Below are 20,327 nucleotides of genomic sequence, written 5' to 3'. Positions count from 1 at the left end.
TGCTTTTCTATTTAATGGCTTGTATGTCTTCACCTTTGACCATCAAGTAAATCCATAAGTTCTTCAGCTGCTACTTGACCTTTTAGCTTTAAGAAATCTCTCGGTGTATTATCACCCAATTCAAAAACAATGGCTGGCATATCGTGATTTACATAAAAATAATTGCGTGATACCATCGTTGGTTTAATATCTATAGAAGGCTTTACATTAGTGTGTTTTTGAGGTAATCTACTAGTAATGTTATTAATCCAGTCAAAAACAATTTTTCCTTTCTCTCCCGTAATCGTAGTGTCAATAGGGTAGTAGATATCGTCCCAAGTAGAGTGAAAATCTGCACCGAAGACAAATTCATAACCTTCAGATTCTTTTTTTACTAAAAAGTCTCTAACACTTCTCGTTTCTGGTTGATTAAAATCTTGCCAATCTCTGTTCAAATCTATTCCACCCATATTATGACGCCAATTGCCGTTATCTACACCATCAGGATTCATTAACGGTACTACAAACAAATCATAGTTTTCTCTAAATTTTTGAGCTTTTGGTGAGTCTCCGCTTAAGGTCTCAATAAAAGATTTCATGGCAAGAAACCCCGTTACTTCTGGTGGGTGTTGTCTAGAAATGACCATTACAGCCTTTTTGTGATTACCAGTACTAACGGCAATTAAGTTCATTGCTCTTTTTTCCCTACTTTTTCCAATTTCATATGTAGATATAAAGGCTTTGGACGATAAAGAATCTATCCAGCTTTTTACTCTTGTGGATCCGTAAAGTTCTTGGGCGGTAATGAATGTATGCTTTTCGCTAATATTTACTTTTATTTCGACAAACTCTGGTACTGCCTTTATGCCGAAATCGCCTGTACCTTTATTTATTCCTGTAAAATTGGCACTATCCAAAGGAGTAAAATTTTTACCATCAGTACTTATTTTAGGGAAATACCTACTTCTGGAATCTTGGTAAGTCATTTTAATAGTGATAGTTTTTGGCGTTTTTGACCAAACTTTAAACGCATACCACGGACTCACGTTTACCGGAGTATTTTCAGCGGTTATTAAGGTTGTGTAGTGATTGTTTCCATCAGCTGTTATTCCGTTTAATCTTCCGCTTTCAAAATCATTGCTAAAGAAGGTAGTTTCATCATCAAACGTCCAAATGCCTTTCCATTGTTTTTGTACTGGTTTGGATAAGGTAGAAACAACTGCACTTTTTCCCTGACCTTGATACCCTTGAGCAGCGGGTTTTTGGTTTTTACATGCAATTATGAATATTATTAGAAGTGCTGTATAAAAGGCTTTTTTCATGTTTGGAATATAAGTTAGTTTGAAAGCTTGGTAGTTTGTATTATAAATCTATCAACTATAAATGAAAAGTTTCTACGTTTAATGGTAAAATTTATGAAGTATTCCATATTTCTTAATACATGTATTCTTTTATTGAGGTATTTGTGAGATTGATGTTTTTGAAAGGTTCATACTAATTTTAAGACATAAATAGAGATTATAAAATTAGAGTATCAGTGAAGTTGAGTAAGATTCATTTACATTCTAATTCCTTACCTTTATTTTTTATAAATTTTGTACATGAATTCGAAGAAAAAAGGCTTGAACACCATTTGTACCCACGTTGGTGAATTGGAAGATAAACAACATAAGGGGGCTGTGTCTCCATTATATATGAGTACATCTTATGCTTACGAAGATGTTGACGTAAAAAGGTATCCTAGATATTTTAATACACCTAATCAAGAAGCACTTTGTAAGAAGGTAGCAGCATTAGAGCATGCGGAATCTGCACTTATATTTGGTAGTGGTATGGCTGCTGTAAGTACTTCATTATTGGCTTTTTTAAGAGCTGGGGACCATGTGGTTTTACAACAGACCTTATATGGAGGAACATATAATTTAGTAAACGAAGAGTTTTCTAAATACGGAATCGAGTATTCTTTTACCAATGGGTGGCAGGCAGATGCTTTTGAGGCACAAATTAAAGAGAATACAAAGGTTATTTATATAGAAACACCTTCTAATCCGCTATTGACCATTACCGACTTACAAGCAGTTGCCACCATTGCAAAAAAACACGGAATCATTACTTTGATTGATAATACGTTCGCAAGTCCTGTGAATCAGAATCCTATAGATTTTGGTATTGATGTGGTTATACATAGTGCTACGAAATATATGGGTGGTCATTCTGACATATGTGCAGGTGCTGTTGCTTCGACTACTGAAAATATGGAGCGTATATTTCATCTAGCTAAAAATTTTGGTGGTAGCCTTAGTGATTATACCGTTTGGCTATTGGAAAGAAGTATGAAGACCATGGGTATTCGCGTACGAGCACAGAATGAGAATGCCTTGGCTATGGCACATTTTCTTAATGATTTGGCTGATATTGAGAAAGTATATTACCCAGGGTTGCCAACGCATTCAGATCATGAGATAGCTAAAAAACAAATGAAAGGCTTCGGCGGTATGTTATCTTTTGAATTAAATTCAAATTTGAATTCGTCTCAATTTCAGAAAGCATTACAATTAATAAAACCTTCAATGAGTTTGGCAGGGGTAGAGAGTACTGTTTTATCACCTACACAAACATCTCACGCATTAATGAGTGCAGAAGTTAGAGCAGAACAAGGTATAGCAGACGGTTTAATTCGTTTTTCTGTAGGTATCGAAGAAGTAGAAGATTTAAAGCAAGATATATTACAAGCTATAGCGAAAATAAAATAATAGCATCAATTACAATTAGGATAAAATGAAGTTGGATATATTAGTATTTGGAGCGCATCCTGATGATGCAGAACTAGGAGCAGGTGGTACCATAGCCAAGGAAATAGCTTTAGGTAAAAAAGTAGGTATCATAGATTTAACTCGTGGTGAATTAGGAACGAGAGGCTCAGCGGAAATTCGTGATAAAGAATCTGCTAACGCAGGAAAAATTTTAGGCGTAGCGGTACGAGAAAATTTAAGATTTAGAGACGGATTTTTTATCAATGATGAGAAACACCAGCTAGAAATTATAAAAATGATTCGCAAATACAAGCCAAATACGGTTTTGTGTAATGCTATTGACGATAGACACATTGATCACGGTAAAGGTAGTAAGCTTGTCAGCGACGCTTGTTTTTTAAGCGGATTAAGACGTATTGAAACAAATATAGGAGAGGATAGTCAGCAAGAATGGAGACCTAAATTGGTATATCATTACATACAATGGAAAAATATTACACCTGATTTTGTAGTAGATATCAGTGATTATATTGAAGCTAAGACCGATGCGATTTTAGCATATACATCTCAGTTTCATGATCCAAAAAGTAACGAACCAGAAACGCCAATTAGTAGTAAAACTTTTATTGAAAGTGTACACTATAGAGCCAAAGATTTAGGTAGATTGGTAGGCGTTGATTATGCAGAAGGCTTTACTGTCGAAAGAATGGTAGCGGTCGATTCTCTTGACCATTTAATTTAAGCAGATTCTTTATATCTCTTTTGCATTCTTGGTATGGTAAAGTAAAAGCTTGACCCTTTACCTAAGGCACTATGTACCCATATTTTACCATTATTTTTCTCGACCATTTCTTTACATAGCGAGAGTCCGAGTCCAGTACCTTTTTCGTTATTAGTACCGTAAGTGGTGTGATTAGAATCTTTCTCGAATAACTTGCTAATGATATCTTCGCTCATGCCCATTCCGTTATCTTTCACGTATATCTCGCAAGTTTTGATTTTTTGAATGGCACCAATGATAATTTGTCCGTTATTAGGAGTAAATTTCAAAGCATTGCTTAAAAGATTTCGAATTATAATATCTATTTGATTTGGGTCTGACCAAATTTGACAATTAGGTTCAATTCTATTAACCAATGTAATATTCTTGGCTTCGGCAATTTCAGACAAAAGTGCTATATTTTCCTCTACAATACAATCTAAATTAGTTACAGAATGTCTGGTGATTGATCCATTCATTTGTGTTTGTCCCCAAGATAGTAAGTTGTTAAGGGTAAATGATATAGTGTCAATATCTACTTTTAATTTCGGAACAAAATTTAAGAATTCATCTTTGGTCATTTCTCCTTCTTTGAATAATTTTAAAAGTCCCTGAAATGCACCTATTGGTCCTCTTAAATCATGACCGATAATAGAGAATAATTTATTCTTTGTTTGGTTTAAATCATTTAAATAAGCTTGTTTTTCCTCTAAGTCAGTTTTGTTATTACGAAGCTCTAGATTTAACCTTTTCTGTTCTTGTTCATTTCTATGAATAAGAAAGGTGATAATCGCGAAAATGAATAGTATAACTATAAATATGTAAATGTATATCTTTTGTTCTGCGAGGGCTTTTTCGTTATCAAGAATTAATTGCTGCTTTTGCTGGTCATAGGCCACTCTCGTTTTAAGCATGTTCAATGCTTTTTCATTACTTGTTGCAGATAATGACTCATATGTTGTCTGATAAATCTCATGATACCACAGCGATTTTTCAAAATCCTTTTTTTGTTTGAAAATTTTAGCCAGTTTTTGTGTGCTGTTCTTTATTCCGGCTCTTAAACCTATTTTTTTCGATAAGTCAAATGCGTTTAAAGCATATACTTCAGCTATACTGTCTTTTTTAAGATTTAAATAAGCCTCGGTCATGCCATTTAATAAATCTATTTTGCCACGATCATCTTCTATTTCTTTATGAAGTAATTCACTTTGTTTATACCAGTATAAAGCCCAAGTATTTTTATTTTTTTTGAGATATATCTTCCCTTTTATTTCATAACAGTATGCTAGCCATTCTAATATTTTTTCTTTTTCAAAAGTAGCTATGCTTATGTTTATATTATACATTGCATAATCTAATTCGTTCATGTCTGCATATGTAGAGGCGATATTACTAAGAGTCTCTGCCAAAAAAACAGGATTGCCAATTTGTTCGTGAATAGCCTTTGATCTTTTTAAAAATACCATAGCTTGTTCATAATCTTTTTGTTCAAGATATAAATGTGCAATATTGTCGTTTACAATCGATATGATATTTTTATAATCATATTTTTCTGCAATCTCTATGGCAGACAAATACCATTTCAAAGCTTTGGAGTATTCACCTTTATAACCGTACTCTTTTGCTAAATCATTTAAGGTGCTAGCCTTTAAAAAATTTTGCTCATGTTCGGCTGCAAGGTTATATGCCTTCGTAAAATATGCAATGGCTTGATCTATCTTTCCTTTATCTGAATAATAGCCGCCAAAAGTATGGTAAGAGCTAATTTCACCATTAATATAACCTGCTTTTTTACTGAGATCTAGACTTTTTTTACTCAAAATCATTAAGCTATCTAGATTAAGAAAACGATACTCGTTGGCTAAGGCTAGAAGATTGTCTATGTAAAGGGTGTCCTTAGTGCTAAAATTGGTCGAATTCTTAATTTGCTCAATTTCGCTTAAAATAGTGTCTCGATTGGAATTTTGAGCTGTTACGGTATCTATTGTGATATTTAAAATTAAGAACATAAGCATGCAACCTTTAACAAGGTTGTACCATTTATTATGCTTTAATTTTCTAATATTCATAAATATCACTAAAATGTGATTCTAAAATTAGTTTAGAAGTTTAGTGATTGGGAATAAATGTTGTGAAATGCGTTTTATTGTGTGTTTTAACGTTCTAAAGATGTAGTTCGTCGATAATTTGGAATATATAGAATGAATTATTAACGGAATTTGAGCAATCTAGCTTAAAGAGATAACCAAATGATTTTTTTACCTTACTTATGCTCTTTTTAAAAGAACAATATTAATTTTACACTGTATCAAAAGGCAGTTGTATTATAAATTGACTGCCCTTGTTTGGTTGGCTATTTACCATAATTTCTCCGTTATTTTTTATAACCATTGCTTTAACTAAGCGTAGTCCCAGACCGGTTCCTTTTTCAAAATTTGTACCGTATTTAGAGAAATTTTCGGTATTGCTAAAAAGTTTTAGTACATCGGCTTCGGTCATACCAACACCAGTGTCTGTAACTTGTATCACCAGATTTTTATCTTTTATTTCTGTAGATATTGTAATCATTCCCTCGTTGGGAGTAAATTTAATAGCGTTGTTTATTAAATTTCTAAAAATAATATTGAATTGCTGTTGATCAGCAAATACTTTATGGTTAGTAGCAACTTGGTTATTAATTACTATAGATTTTTTGTTTATCTCATTTCGATACAATTGTAATATGGTATCTAACTCATACTTTACAGAAATGCTTCTTATGTTAATAGTACTACCTTGCATTTGTGTTTTCCCCCAATGTAATAGATTGTCCATTGTAAATTGAACTTGTTCAAGGTCTTCCTTTAGTTGTGGAGCAAATTTTTCAAAATATACTTTTCCTTCAGGATCTTCTATATAAAGTTTTAGAATTTCATTTAGTGAATTAATAGGTCCTCTTAAGTCATGACCGACAACGGAAAATAGATGATCTTGATTGGTATTTATTTGGGTAAGTGCTTTTTGGTTATCATTTAATACTTCTGCTTGTTTAGCTAGTTTTTTATTAAGTATTTTTTCTCGTTGATTGACTTTCAAGATTAGAAATACTATTACCATTAAAGTAAATAGTGCAACTAAAGACAATTTTACATATTTGCGTTGTTGATTTAACGCCAATGTACTCTTAGCTTTTAAATTTTTAGTTTCTTTTTCAAAATTCAATTTAGCATTAAGCATCACTAAATTTCGTCTATTCTTTTTCTTAAAATTATCGTTAGAAAGTTTTTCGGTTAATTCAAGATATTTTAAGGATTCTGCTACATTATCTAAACGCTTGTTTATTTCGTATAGTGTTCTGTATGCTTTTTCAAGACCTTTATCATAATTAGAAGATGCATATAGCGCTACGCTTTCATTTATAATTTCCTCAGCTTTTACTAAATTATTTAGGCCTAAATAAGATCTTGATAGGCCATATTTAATATCAGCCTTGGCTTTTACATCATTAAAGTCATTATGCATGTCATAAGCCTTTTGATAGTTCATTAAAGCATTTTCATGATTATTTAGTTTTAAATAGTATAGGCCTAAGGTAGAATAGGTCCATGCTAACCAAGTGGTATGCTTGTATTTTTCAAAGAGTGCGAATGTCTGGTCTAATTCAATTTTCGCTTGCTCTAAATTGCCTAACTCAATGTTTAAGAATGCCATATTACTTAGCATCATAACCTCTTTAGTAGGGTCATTTAATTTTTTAACATGTTTAAAGGCAACAGCATAATATTTTAGAGCCTCGTCATTATCATCTAGTCGACTAAATATAGTGCCTAAATTCATGTTCATTCGAAACAAGTGAAATTGATCACTATGCTTTTCTGCTATAGCAAGAGTATGCAAAAAATGAGTATATGTGGAAGGGTAGTCATTTTTGAAATAATATCCTTGTCCAAGAATATTATAAATTTTCATTTCTGTTTTAGGAAAACTGCTTAATTCAGAATTTTTAATAGTCTCTAATGAGAAATTAATTGACTTATCTGTTTGACCTGTATACAGATATAAAGTTGCAAGATTTGCTAATGCTTCGAGTTCACCTTGTTTATAATTGTTTTTCTTGCTAAGCTCAAGTGCTCTCTCTGAGTTTATTAACATGGAATCTTGCTCAATTAATCTTTGATAATAAGAGAGCTGATTTAAATTGTCAATATATTCTGGTGAGTTTTCAGAAAAATTAGGAGAATTATTTAATTGCGAAATTTTTTGATGATAAAACTTAACACTGTCCTTTTGTGCTAAAGCGGTAAAATAGCTAAAACATACCAATGCGAAGAGTAAAAAATTACGTTTATAATTTGATATATAATGCATTATGAATGTTAGGGGTGCTTAGTAGGTTGTTTTAAATAAAACAACAAGTTAAAAATAAATACAGTAAACTTCGCTCAAAATTAAATTTTTCTTCAAATTTTAATTTATTATTTGTTAGAACTGTTTAAAAAAATTATCTTTGCACTCGCTTACAAATGGTGGTTGTAGCTCAGCTGGTTAGAGCATCGGTTTGTGGTACCGAGGGTCGCCGGTTCGAACCCGGTCTTCCACCCAAAAGCAGATAAAAAGTCTTAGATTCATTTCTAAGACTTTTTTGTTTTAGACCATTTACATACTTTAGGTATAAAGCATAAAAAAGCCTTGTAAAACATTGAGATTACAAGGCTTTTAAAAATTTTAAGAAATTGATTACTAGTCTACTTTTAACTTATTCTCTCTATTAGTAATTTCCCAAGCAGTATGAAAAATTAATCTAGATCTATTTTCTAATAGGTCGTAGTTTATTTTATCTGGTGTATCACTTGGTCTGTGATAATCGGCGTGAGTACCGTTAAAATAAAATATGATAGGAATGTTGTTTTTAGCGAAGTTATAATGGTCACTTCTATAGTAGAAACGATTTGGGTCATTCTCATCATTATAGGTATAATCCAATTCAATATTCGCGAATTTTTTATTTACTTCTTCAGAAAGATTATGAAGTTCTAAACTCAATTTATCTGAACCTATAAGATAGATATAGTTTCTGTTTCCTTCACGTTTTGGATCTATTCTACCAATCATATCAATATTTAAATTTGCCACAGTATTCGTAAGTGGAACAATTGGGTCTACATCGGTGTAATATTGAGAACCTAACAATCCTTTTTCTTCACCGGTAACATGTAAGAATACAATGGATCTTTTAGGACCGTTACCTTCATCTGCCGCCTTCTTAAATGCTTCTGCAATTTCTAATAGTGCGACAGTACCAGAACCATCATCATCTGCACCGTTGTTTATTTCACCATTGCCAGTGATACCTATATGATCTAAATGCGAAGAAATTACTAAATACTCATTCGGCTTCTCTGATCCTTTTAAAATAGCAGCAACATTTTCTGATGAAATTTTATCATTAGAACTTTCAAAACTCAATTGTAATTTTTTACTCAGAATTTGTGGCTTATCATCTGTATCAATAGTTGATAAAAAGCTTTTAGCAAGAGTTTGATCGATAAATAAATTGTAGAATTCAGGGGTACTATTATCTACTACTTCCATTCTGCCACTATTATTTTTTTTCATTGATTCAAATCTGCGTTTAAATCTGCTGAAATTATCGGCATCGTAATATAGTACACCAATAGCGCCTTTATCCATAGCAATTTGAACTCTCTTTGTCAATGACTCTGACATATTACTCCAGTTAGAAGTTTCGGCAGTACCAGAGATTACAAAGGTGCCATCAGCGTTTTTTGGTTCGCCAGATTTCATTAGAACAATCTTACCTTTAACATCAAGTTCATTGTAGTTTGAGTAATTATCGTCATCAATACCATATGCAACATATACGATGTCATCTGTAAAAGTGTTGGCTGCGGAAAAGGTTAATACATGTTCTCCAACGGCAAAGTCTGTACCATTAACAGTTAATTTACCAATGGGAAGTTTACTTACCTCTAACGGGACTTCTTGAAAATAGTTACCATCTTTTTTAGCTGCTGGTATGCCTAATTTTTCATATTCGGCTTTCAAATAAGCTACTGCCTTTTTTTGACCTGGTTGACCGGTTTCTCTTCCTTCGAATTCATCTGAGGCATAGATATACAAATGATCTTTTAATTCTGCTTCTGTAATAGTTTCGGCAAATGAAATTTCAGATGTAACAGTTGATGCTTCTTCTGTTACGACATCGGTAACTGTTTTTTGAGAAGAATTGCATGACATGGCCCCAGCGACCAAAAGAAATAGTGTTTTTTTCATTTTATAGTAATCAGATTTTTTCAAAAATAATCAAATCTTATCTAGATTTAATAGGTAGGTTTTAGAATCAATTTTTTAATAGAATTTTATTTGTTTAAAGCTTTAGTAATTGCAGCTTCTACTAATGGCTCCATTACCATATAACCTTCAACTGTAGGGTGCACTTCATCTCTTGCGTATTTCTTTGGTAATCCATTTCGTTCGTCTACCATAGCAGAGAAATAGTCCAAGTAAATATGGCCTTTCGCGTCTGCATATTCTTTTATCCTTTTGTTTAACGCAATTATTTTATTTGATGGTTCTAAACCTGGTTTCCACGGGTAATCGTAAGCGGGTAATGTAGAAGATAAAATTACTTTGATGTCGTTCGCTTCGGCTAGTTCTGCCATACCCTTTATGTTGTCCATAATCATTTCTAAAGTTGATGGACCAGTATTGCCGGCAATATCATTTGTACCTGCAAGTATGGTCACTACTTTCGGATTCAGGTTAATTACATCTTGCCTAAAACGAATTAGCATCTGTGGTGTAGTTTGCCCACTAATACCCCTGTTAATATAAGGTTTCCCTTCAAAAAACTCAGGTCGACTATTTAACCAACCAATTGTAATTGAGTTACCCATAAATATAATGCGATCTTCATTGTCTTGCACTGCTGGTACTGCCGCATTAGCTTTTTCGAAATGTTTTAAATCTGCCCAGTCTTGCGCATTAATTGTAGTTAAACCTAATAATGATAACATACAAGCTAAAATTAATGTGTTTGCTTTTTTCATTTTATTCGTGGATTATGCTTTTTGAATTTGAATTTGTTCTTCTGGTATTAAGGGTACATTTTTAATGATATTTTCTTTATTCGGTCTTTGTACCGCTAAATAGGCTAATAGGCAAATTGATATGACTAGTGGTAAAGCGTTACCTGTATTGTAATAGGCAAAAAGCCCAATAAAAGCAGGTATTTCTATAAGTGCATATTTTAAATGCAATGCTGATTGATATTTTTTTAATTTCTCTTCTAATCTAATATTCAATTGAATTTTAGAAGTCATTTTTTTGAACACCCATTGACTGCCAAAATAACCTAACATAGCAAATACGGGTACTGCGTATAGAAATATACTCTCTCCGTTACTGCTTGTGTTGAAGGTATTGATTTGAAAAATCACCCAAATTGTAAAAATACTTAGCCCTGCGAGCAAGAATAAATGCATAATTGATAGGCTTTTGATAAAATTCTTTAGTTCCATATAATTTTTAAAATTGTAAGATAATATAAAATATAGCTACAGAGAATTTAACCAACTAATAGTAACGATTTTTATGCCTAATGCATCAGATAGAATTTTATCTTTGCGCGGTATGAAAAATATACTCATAATTATCCTTTTTACTTTATCTCTGCAAAGTGCACATAGCCAAATAGAACAAGATAAAGTACTTCACTTCTTGGGCGGTAATCTTTATGGATTGGTAGGGGCTGGGGTTGCCAATGAAATTTCAGACGGTGATAGAACGTGGACGTTTATTGGGGCTGTAGGTGGAAGTTTGTTAATTGGGTTGGCAAAAGAAAGTATTGACCAAAAGCAATACGGCGGTTGGAGCAATGAAGATTTATTGGCTACAGTATTGGGTGGTGCAACTGTTGGGGTTACAATTGATATCTTTAAAAAGAAAAAACAACGTAAAAGAGAACAACTTTATAAGGACGCTATTAAATCGGCAGATCTTAGATTTCAAAAGAAATTCCCAATAGAAACAAAAGAAATAAATTCGTTGCTTGTATTGGGAATGTCTAGTTCGGTTTTAGAAAAATAACTTTTAATACTTGGCACTTCTATCGGTTGCGATGGTACGTTTGATAAAATCGCGAATATCGTCATTAGCCGTTTTTAAATCTTCTCTCCTCAAATACATCATGTGCCCAGATCGGTACCCTTTAAAGCTGAATCTATCTTTCATGCGTCCGCTTGGGTCTACTTGCCACATCGTATATTTTGCATTAAAATAAGTTGTTGCACCATCGTAGTAACCAGATTGAATCATCACATTCAAATATGGATTTTGCGCCATTGCCTGTCTTAAATCATCTCTAGTATTATCATTTTCATTGTTCCAGGGGTGTACAGGACCAAAAAGGTTGTATTTCACATCTGTTTTAAAGTTCAATTCTTCTTGTAGGTAGTAGTTGATTGCTGGTGTAAAACTATGTAGCCATGATGTTAATTCTGAATTGTAATCTGGCTTCATACCTGCTAATTGCTTATCTATACCCAAGTATCTTGAGTCTAAACGCCCAACGGTATACCCATTTTTATCTTTTAAAAGATTCTTCCAAAAGAACGATGTTGGTATTACAAGGTTTTGGTCTAGAATGTCTGTTTTGTTTAATCCGGAATAATACGCCATTTTATCTGCAATGGCCTCTTTTTCAGTGGTGTCTAAGAATCCTCCTTTTGCTAATGCAGGTATTAATTTATCTATGGTATAAGCTTCTGATTCCGGTAAAATTTCCAGTAAATCTTTACTTTGTAATACTGGAGGTAAAGCCTTATGATGCCAAGCTGCAGCGGTAAAATAGGGTAGATTGATCGCTTCAGCTACAGGGCCCGAATTACGAATCACTTTATAATCTGCCGGAGAAACCATAATGACCCCATTAAGATACATCCACTGCTGATTTTGTAATGCTAAAGAAAGTCCCATTACACGTGTTCCACCATAGCTTTCTCCAATAATATATTTGGGAGAACGCCATTTATTGTTTCTGGTAACAAAAGTGTTGAGCCATTCTGCCAAATACTTTATATCGGCATTTATTCCGAAGAACTTATCCCTGTCTACTTCTTTACCACTTGCTGGTATTGTTCTGCTGTATCCGGTGTTAACAGGATTTACATAAACAATATCTGCAATATCTAAAACCGAATGCGGATTTGCGCTTACCCCATAAGGTTGAACAGGATAACCTTCATCGTCGATTTTTAAAATTTTCGGTCCGGTATAAGCTAAGTGCATCCATACAGAACCTGATCCTGGTCCGCCATTAAACGATATTAATAAAGGTCTTGCGGCGGAATCTTTAATATTGTTTCTGGTATAATAGGTGTAATGTAAAGATGCTATAGGCTTTGCATTCTCATCCCATACTGGTTGGGTACCGGTTTGTGCAGTGTATGAGAAAGTAGATCCATTAATAGTGGCAGTATGCTGTGTTATAATTACGGTGTCTATAGGTAGTTCCCTAGACTGTGCAATGGCAAACGTAGCTGTCAAACAAATTGATAGTTGTATAATTTTTTTCATGGTTTGATAAGGTTCTGTTGTAGAACGAAAATAAGAATAAAAGCTTAATATTTACTTTAACTATAATTGATTGAACTACTAATATCAATTAATCATTTTAGTCAACTATTCTAAAGAATTAGCTATCTTATAGTCCTGTATATTCTTAATATAAAAATCACAAAAGGTTTGATGAAGTTCAATGATTTTTATTTAAATTTCTAAAGCATTAAAAAAGAATTATGAAGAAATTATCAAGACGCTCATTTAGTACTATAGCTACTAAAGGAATTTTAGGAACAACACTGTTGGGTAATATGCCATTGGCAAACGCATTTAGTATAGAACAAAAGAATAAAAAATTAGGTGTTGCCTTAGTAGGTTTAGGAAGTTATAGTACATATCAATTGGCACCGTCGTTATTAGAAACGGAGTATTGTTATTTGGCAGGAATTGTAACAGGTACTAAGGATAAAGAGGCTTTATGGCAAGAGAAATATAACATACCAAAGAAGAACGTTTATAATTACGATAATTTTGACACCATACTTAACAATGAAGATATTGATGTTGTTTATGTAGTATTACCCAATAGTATGCATGCGGATTTCTGTATTCGTGCAGCAAAAGCTGGTAAACACGTTATTTGCGAAAAACCAATGGCAGTAAGCGTTGAAGAATGTGATGATATTATAAATGCTTGTAAAGAGAATAACGTAAAATTAAGTGTTGGGTATAGAATGCAAAGTGATCTTTATACTCATGAGGTGAAGAAATACGTAAAAGAGAAAACTTTTGGCGATGTACTTTTTGTTTCGTCTGATGCCGGATATATATCTAAAGGTAATCCTGATCAATGGCGATTAGATAAATCTCTTTCTGGCGGTGGTGCATTAATGAATATGGGTGTATATGCAATACAAACCAGCATATATGGTACAGGACAAAATCCTATTTCTGTTTCTGCACAAGAGTTTAGTACAAGACCAGAGTATTTTAAAGATACCGACGAAACAATTACTGCGCAATTTAAATTTGATAATGGAGCGGTTGCACATATGATGACTTCGCACAATGCCAATGGAAACAGATTAAAATGTCATTGTAGCAAGGGTTGGTTTGAGCTAGATCCTGCTCATAGCTACGGACCAATAAGCGGTAGAACATCAAACGGAAATACGTTAGAATTTCCTTTTAAAAAACAACAAGCGCTACAGATGGACGACTTTTCAAAGCATATATTGTTGGGCACCAAAAACGTAGCTCCAGGAGAAATGGGAAAAAGAGATATGATAATTGTGGAGGCTATTTATAAATCTATCTACGAAGGTGGTAAAGAGCAATTATTATCTTTAGGTGATATAGGTATAGTGTATTAACCTATTGTTAATTAAATAGTTAGTATTTAATTTAAACTTAAATTCAAGATTTGATCACCTCAATTTCAAGTTAAGTTTACATGTTAACTTTAACATAAAGTTTAGTTCATTCATTGCTAATTTTTAGAATACCTTTTTTAAAGGTTGTCTGTATAGTTTTGGAATTCATAACCTAAAAACTATATTGATAATGAAAAAATCGAAAAATTTACTATTTAAAGCCCTTTTCCTTTCTTGCTTAGGAATAGCTGTAATAAGCTGTGAAGGAGAAGATGGTGCTGATGGTACAAATGGAACTAACGGTATCGATGGTGTAGATGGTGCCGATGGTGTTGACGGTGAAGATGGTGCTGACGGTCAAGATTTAACTTTGGCAGAATCAATACCTTTAACAAGTTCTGTAACTCCGAATGAATTATTCGAACTTAAAGGTGCATTTGCAGGATCTGCCGAATTGAACATGATTATGTCATCTGCAGATATTTTAGAATCTGATTCTACATTTGTATATGGTTCTTATATGGATGGTGCTGCACTTTACCCTGCTGAAGATGGTAATTATGCTTTGATCAACAACTTAGAAGCAGATTACTCTATCGCAAGAATTATGTTGAATTCTGAACTTCAACCTTTGCAAGGAGATTATATTGTAAATTCTACGGCAACTGCTTTTACAGCTATGTGTTCTGGTTCTTCAATTACTGTTGAAGAGCATGGTTTTGGCCCACTTTACCTTTCTGGTGGAGAATGGGGCGGTAACGCTAAAGGCGTATTCAAAGTAAATCCTTTTAGAGCTACAGAAGATAGAGTAGAGGTAGAAAGACTTCCTGCACTTGGAGAATGGTCTACTGAGAATGCCGTTGTTATCGGTAAAGATGCATATGCTTCACAGACAGTTGTATTCATGGGTGATGATCATAGTGACAATACGTACCCTCAAGCTCATTTTGGAATGTATGTAGGTCAAAGAGGTGATCTTGACGGAGGTAAATTGTATGTGTTAAAAGGTGCAAACCCTGTAGAGTCTGCTCCTGGTGATGGTGGTCAGTTATTTGAAATGGGTATGTCTCAAGATATTGAATATGATGTTGAATGGGTAGAAGTTACCGAAAGAACAATTGACGAATTAAACCAAGAAGCGATTGATTTAGGTGCTATTGGTTTTCAGAGAATTGAAGATATCGATTGGAGAAGAGGTACGGCCGAAGCTCAAAGAGAAGTTTACTTTAATGCAACCGGTAGAATTCGTGGAGATAACCCAGATCTAAACTTAAGAGGTACAGGTTTTGGACGTGTTTACAAGTTAGTTCTTGATTCTGAAGATCCAACGGCTCCTGCTAAATTAACTGTTGTTGTAGATGGTGATTTAGAAGGTGGTAAAGGTGACGGTATGCATTCTCCTGATAATATTTTGGTTACAGAAAACTATGCTTACGTTCAAGAAGATCCAAATGGTTATGCTGATTTGAATCCTGATATTACAGGTTTTGCTAAACTATGGCAATTAAACTTGAACACGGGTGATTTTGTAGAAGTGATGGAATGTGACCAAACTTATGCGTCAAGTGTTGGTATTGGTAATACTGATAGTATGTGGGAAATTACAGGTTTAATAGATGTTACTGATATTATCGGTGCTTCTGAGCCGACATTTATTGGTGGCGCTCAGGTGCATGGATGGAATTTTAGTACAACCCCTGATACTGCAGTAAGAGCAGACGGACTTAAGTTTGTTGATCCAACTGCAATTAGTGAAGGTAGTGCTAGGTTAGAAGGTTCTGTTTTGTTCAAATTGACAGGATTGCCTAGATAAGTGATATAATTATACCAAATTTAAAGGTTCCCTTAACTGGGAACCTTTTTCTATTCAAAATAATTTTTAAAAAATAACATGAGAATATTGCATTATAAATGGATTTTTGTTGGGTTGGTTAGCTTTTTTCTTTCTTGTAAAAATCAAGAAACCAAACCGTTGTTGGCTATAAATACAGATGATCAATCAATGTTCAACGATGCTATTCGGGAATATTATTTTATTGCATTGGATAGTACTTCTTATTTTATCCAGCAAATAGATACTTCTAATACCCTGTCAAAGAATAAAAGTCTTTTTCTTAAAAGTAGAGAATGGTATAAAAGAGTAGAACCAATGCTGATAGCTTATGACTATGAGAATTATATTTCAATGAATGCACCCAATTTACTAAAAGTTGAAATTGATGACCATCAAGATATTAAAATCCTTAAACCGAAGAGTTTTCAAGTTTTAGAAGAGTTGTTATATGGTGAAGAAGGGTTCACAAACAAAGAATTACATACTGTTTTAGAATATTTAAAAATAAGAATTCCATTTGTACGTAAAAATCATATTCTCATCACACAAAGAGATAGGCATCATTTAAAAATGATTCGCGATGCTATTGTAAATATCGCTACAAAAGGTATTACTGGGTTTGACTCCCCTATGTTGGCTAATTCCCTAAATGAAGCCATTTATAATTATGAAACCTTACAGATTGTTTTAGCTATCTACAAAGATGCTTTTGCAAATAAAAAATTGTACACGCAATGGGAAGATGAAATTACTGCTACCATTGATGTACTTAAAAATGGAAATTTTGATGATTTTGATCGTTATGCTTTCATAAAACTACACACAAATAATCAATTGGACTTAGTGGCTAAAACCGCGAAAGATTGGAATATTGAATTGAGTGAGTCTAGGGCATTAGATCCCAAAGTTACTAGTTTATTCGATAAGAATTTCTTTAACATGAAAATGTTCTCTACCCAAAGAGCACCAGATATTACAGAAGAAAGAATTGAGCTAGGAAGACAGTTGTTCAATGATAAAGATTTATCTGGCTCAGGTACTATAAGTTGTGCCACTTGCCATATTAAAGAGAAAGCATTTACTGATGGTTATAAAATTGCCAAGGGAATAAACGGACAAGATTTACTACGCAATTCACCTACGTTAACCTATGCCGTTTACCAGCGTTCTTTATTTTATGATGGTAGGGCAGATGGACTTGAGGATCAAATTGTTGGTGTTACCAATAATCAAAATGAGTTTCATATTGATTTAGATCAACTAGAAGAGAAAATTCAAGGGAAAACAGCATATAAAGTTCAATTTGATTCTCTTTACGATGGAAAAATTACCGATATGAACGTACGCAATGCTATTGCTACATATATAAGAAGTTTAGCTCCGTTCGATTCTAAATTTGACCGAAATATGAACAATCTTGAAGAAAGCATGACTAGCGAAGAGATAACCGGTTTTAATCTTTTTATGGGTAAAGCAGCATGTGCTACGTGTCATTTTCCACCGGCTTTTAATGGTACCGTTCCACCAAAATATATGGAGAGCGAATTTGAAAATCTAGGAGTGCCAAAAAATGCAAGTTTTGAGAATCCTGTTTTAGATGATGATTGGGGACAGTACTATCCTTACGAAGTAGAGGAGAAGAAACATTTCTTTAAAACATCAACGGTACGTAATGTTGATTTAACGGGACCATATATGCACAACGGGGTGTATAAAACATTAGAAGAAGTTGTTGAATTCTACAATGTTGGCGGTGGTCAAGGAATGGGCTTAGATGTGCCTTACCAAACATTGCCTCCAGATTCTTTACATCTAACCACTACAGAATCAAAGGCGATTATTGCTTTTATGAAGACATTGACCGATAAAAGATTTGAAAAAGAAGCCGTAAACTAGAATTTCTCGAACACACCTAAACCAAAGAGGGCAAAATCATATTTAACTGGATCCAACGGGTCCAGTTTTCTAAGATTTTTATCTAGCTCGGCTAGTGCTTTTGCATCGTTTTGTTTCCTTTTTAGTAATCCTAGTTTTCTAGCCACATTTCCAGAATGAACGTCTAATGGGCAAGATAATTTTGAGGGAGGTATGTCTTTCCATATGCCAAAATCTACATTGGTGGTGGCATCTCTAACCATCCAGCGTAAAAACATATTTATTCTTTTTGCTGCAGAACCTTTCAAAGGATCTGAAACATGCTTCGTTGTACGTTGCTCATATGGTAGTTCAAAAAATATTTTCTTGAATTCTGAAATTGTGGGCTGTAAACTATCTTTTGTTTGATGTGTCGTAAAAACACCTTCCAATCCATTGTGATTATTGTAAATGTTTTTTAAACTCAGAATAAAATAGTTAAGGTCGATGTCATTGAAAGTTCTATGAACAAATCCAGCTAAATTTTCCAAATTTTCATCGGTATGATTGAGTATAAAATCATACGGACTTTGCCCCATTCTTTCCATAAGTTTATGCGAATTATTGATGATGCTCTTTCTGTTGCCCCAAGCTATGGTTGCAGTTAAAAATGCACTAATTTCAATATCCTCCTTTTCAGTAAAAAGATGCGGAATCTGTATAGGGTCAGTTTCTAAAAATTCAGGATTATTATACTGAATAACCTTTTCGTCTAAAAATACTTTTAACTCACTTCTTGTCATTGAATGGGTATATCTAAAAATTGCATAATCAATACGGGTATTATAAGCACCATGTTGTAGCAAGCATGTAAAGCCATTGACCAAACCAACCCGAATTTAACGCGTATAAATCCTAGTATAAAACCAACACCAATTTGCGGAGCGACCAATAATGGTGAAAACAATAATACTTGGGTGCTCATTTCAAAATTACTAATGTGCATGAACCCGAAAGCAGTGGTAAATGCATAAAAGACTATTTTGAAAGAGTTGGAATTTTTAAAAAATAAAAGTGGTCCCCTAAATAGCAGTTCTTCAAAAAAAGGAGCCACTACTACCGCTAAGAAGAAAATAAGTAAAGGGGAGTAGTTATCGAACAAATCGTCCATTGCATGTTTGCCCATCTCTAGTTGAAGTAAATTTTCAACTACACTAGCAATCAGTAATAGCACAATGCTTGTGCATAATGCTATAATCAATAGTTTAATAAATGTTTTTAATTTGTTGGTGAATGGATTAGTGATATCCTGTTCATAAACCGGATTCTTTGCAAATAATAAAAGTTCTTCTAGCATCTGTTTTACTTATGCTAAAATGATTTCTTTATCTACAATTTTACCATCTACCATAGTTAATTTTCGATCCGCCATTTCTGCCAGTTCGCTATTATGGGTTACGATAACAAATGTTTGTCCGAATTTTTCTCGTAATTCAAAAAATAACTTGTGAAGATTATCGGCACTTTCAGAATCTAAATTACCACTAGGTTCATCGGCAAAAATAATTGACGGATTATTGATCAAAGCTCTTGCAACAGCAACGCGTTGTTGTTCACCACCTGATAATTCTGATGGTTTATGATTATAACGATGCGATAATCCTAAAAAATCTAATAGCTCTTTTGCTCTTACCTCGGCATCAGCTTTAGGTGTTTTTTTTATGAATGCAGGTAAGCATACGTTTTCAATGGCTGTAAACTCAGGTAATAATTGATGAAATTGAAAAATGAAACCTATATGCTCATTTCTGAATTTTGCTAAATCTTTATCATTAAGATTAGTTGTTTCAATATTATTGATTAATAGTGTGCTGTCATTTCGATTAGACTGTACATCTAAGGTTCCTAAAATTTGTAATAACGTAGTTTTGCCCGCGCCAGATGCACCTACTATAGAAACAATTTCTCCCTTCTTTATATGGAGGTCGACACCTTTTAAAACTTCTAATTCTCCGTAATACTTATGAATGTTAGAAGCTTTTATCATGAGAGAATCTTAGTTTAAACATTGTTAAATTGAAATTCAAAATTAATGAAAAAGGAGCATGGTAAAAATAGTATTTATCTTTTAGTTCTATTTCATGCTTATATAAAGCGTAATTTGTTTGAGGATAAATTTATTTATGAAATATTTATGTTGGATGATAAAAGAA

General features: G+C 33.4%; 16 protein-coding genes and 1 tRNA gene. 7 read left to right on the top strand and 10 right to left on the bottom strand.

What is annotated here, in order from left to right:
• Window positions 1-29: 29 nt before the first annotated feature.
• Window positions 30-1,301: a M14 family metallopeptidase gene (locus tag DFQ03_RS00435; protein WP_133671071.1), complete on the bottom strand. Its 1,272-nt coding sequence runs from the start codon at window positions 1,299-1,301 to the stop codon at window positions 30-32.
• Window positions 1,302-1,580: 279 nt separating this feature from the next.
• Here DFQ03_RS00435 and DFQ03_RS00430 point away from each other — a divergent pair, with 279 nt between their 5' ends.
• On the top strand, window positions 1,581-2,732 hold the full coding sequence (locus DFQ03_RS00430; protein ID WP_133671070.1) for a trans-sulfuration enzyme family protein: 1,152 nt from the start codon (window positions 1,581-1,583) through the stop codon (window positions 2,730-2,732).
• A gap of 25 nt (window positions 2,733-2,757) precedes the next feature.
• A complete protein-coding gene (gene bshB1, locus DFQ03_RS00425) occupies window positions 2,758-3,474 on the top strand; it encodes a bacillithiol biosynthesis deacetylase BshB1 (protein ID WP_133671069.1) in 717 nt (238 codons plus the stop codon).
• Here the strand turns inward: bshB1 and DFQ03_RS00420 are convergent.
• Window positions 3,471-5,561, bottom strand: coding sequence for a tetratricopeptide repeat-containing sensor histidine kinase (locus DFQ03_RS00420; protein ID WP_243834379.1), 2,091 nt, complete (start codon window positions 5,559-5,561; stop codon window positions 3,471-3,473). The two genes, bshB1 and DFQ03_RS00420, sit on opposite strands and share 4 nt — an antisense overlap.
• Window positions 5,562-5,790: 229 nt before the next feature.
• Complete coding sequence (locus DFQ03_RS00415) at window positions 5,791-7,839, bottom strand: tetratricopeptide repeat-containing sensor histidine kinase (protein WP_133671068.1); 2,049 nt, start codon at window positions 7,837-7,839, stop codon at window positions 5,791-5,793.
• A 157-nt stretch (window positions 7,840-7,996) separates the two neighbouring features.
• Between DFQ03_RS00415 and DFQ03_RS00410 the strand changes: the two genes are divergently transcribed.
• Window positions 7,997-8,072: transfer RNA gene (locus tag DFQ03_RS00410), tRNA-His, on the top strand.
• Between the two features lie 139 nt (window positions 8,073-8,211).
• On the opposite strand, the gene DFQ03_RS00405 is transcribed toward DFQ03_RS00410, so the two are convergent.
• The 3 genes from DFQ03_RS00405 to DFQ03_RS00395 all read right to left on the bottom strand — a co-directional run bounded on the left by DFQ03_RS00405 (window position 8,212) and on the right by DFQ03_RS00395 (window position 10,976).
• Window positions 8,212-9,765: a M28 family peptidase gene (locus DFQ03_RS00405; protein ID WP_133671067.1), complete on the bottom strand. Its 1,554-nt coding sequence runs from the start codon at window positions 9,763-9,765 to the stop codon at window positions 8,212-8,214.
• Between the two features lie 86 nt (window positions 9,766-9,851).
• Window positions 9,852-10,541 carry an SGNH/GDSL hydrolase family protein gene (locus DFQ03_RS00400; RefSeq protein ID WP_133671066.1) on the bottom strand — a complete coding sequence of 230 codons (690 nt, stop codon included), beginning with the start codon at window positions 10,539-10,541 and terminating at the stop codon, window positions 9,852-9,854.
• Between the two features lie 12 nt (window positions 10,542-10,553).
• A complete protein-coding gene (locus DFQ03_RS00395) occupies window positions 10,554-10,976 on the bottom strand; it encodes a hypothetical protein (RefSeq protein ID WP_133671065.1) in 423 nt (140 codons plus the stop codon).
• Between the two features lie 148 nt (window positions 10,977-11,124).
• Here DFQ03_RS00395 and DFQ03_RS00390 point away from each other — a divergent pair, with 148 nt between their 5' ends.
• Window positions 11,125-11,580, top strand: coding sequence for a hypothetical protein (locus DFQ03_RS00390; RefSeq protein ID WP_208295871.1), 456 nt, complete (start codon window positions 11,125-11,127; stop codon window positions 11,578-11,580).
• A gap of 3 nt (window positions 11,581-11,583) precedes the next feature.
• On the opposite strand, the gene DFQ03_RS00385 is transcribed toward DFQ03_RS00390, so the two are convergent.
• Entirely contained in the window at window positions 11,584-13,068 is a 1,485-nt protein-coding gene (locus DFQ03_RS00385) for a S10 family peptidase (RefSeq protein ID WP_133671064.1), read from the bottom strand.
• A 221-nt stretch (window positions 13,069-13,289) separates the two neighbouring features.
• Between DFQ03_RS00385 and DFQ03_RS00380 the strand changes: the two genes are divergently transcribed.
• From DFQ03_RS00380 to DFQ03_RS00370, 3 genes are all read left to right on the top strand, one after another.
• On the top strand, window positions 13,290-14,426 hold the full coding sequence (locus DFQ03_RS00380) for a Gfo/Idh/MocA family protein (RefSeq protein ID WP_133671063.1): 1,137 nt from the start codon (window positions 13,290-13,292) through the stop codon (window positions 14,424-14,426).
• Window positions 14,427-14,616: 190 nt separating this feature from the next.
• The gene (locus DFQ03_RS00375) at window positions 14,617-16,239 is read left to right on the top strand and encodes an alkaline phosphatase PhoX (RefSeq protein WP_133671062.1); all 1,623 of its coding nucleotides are present in this window, start codon (window positions 14,617-14,619) and stop codon (window positions 16,237-16,239) included.
• Window positions 16,240-16,317: 78 nt separating this feature from the next.
• Window positions 16,318-18,156, top strand: a complete 1,839-nt coding sequence (locus tag DFQ03_RS00370) for a cytochrome-c peroxidase (protein ID WP_133671061.1) — start codon at window positions 16,318-16,320, stop codon at window positions 18,154-18,156.
• Here DFQ03_RS00370 and DFQ03_RS00365 read toward each other — a convergent pair.
• From DFQ03_RS00365 to DFQ03_RS00355, 3 genes are read right to left on the bottom strand one after another with little or no spacing between them, the layout of a single operon-like run.
• The gene (locus DFQ03_RS00365) at window positions 18,153-18,917 is read right to left on the bottom strand and encodes a TIGR02757 family protein (protein WP_133671060.1); all 765 of its coding nucleotides are present in this window, start codon (window positions 18,915-18,917) and stop codon (window positions 18,153-18,155) included. The two genes, DFQ03_RS00370 and DFQ03_RS00365, sit on opposite strands and share 4 nt — an antisense overlap.
• Window positions 18,914-19,471, bottom strand: a complete 558-nt coding sequence (locus DFQ03_RS00360; protein ID WP_133671059.1) for a CPBP family intramembrane glutamic endopeptidase — start codon at window positions 19,469-19,471, stop codon at window positions 18,914-18,916. Before DFQ03_RS00360 ends, DFQ03_RS00365 begins: the two co-directional genes overlap by 4 nt.
• Window positions 19,472-19,480: 9 nt before the next feature.
• The gene (locus tag DFQ03_RS00355; protein WP_133671058.1) at window positions 19,481-20,161 is read right to left on the bottom strand and encodes an ABC transporter ATP-binding protein; all 681 of its coding nucleotides are present in this window, start codon (window positions 20,159-20,161) and stop codon (window positions 19,481-19,483) included.
• Between the last annotated feature and the right edge of the window lie 166 nt (window positions 20,162-20,327).

It is taken from the genome of Maribacter caenipelagi (assembly GCF_004364175.1).
GTDB lineage: Bacteria > Bacteroidota > Bacteroidia > Flavobacteriales > Flavobacteriaceae > Maribacter > Maribacter caenipelagi.
This window is presented reverse-complemented; position numbering and strand designations above follow the sequence as displayed.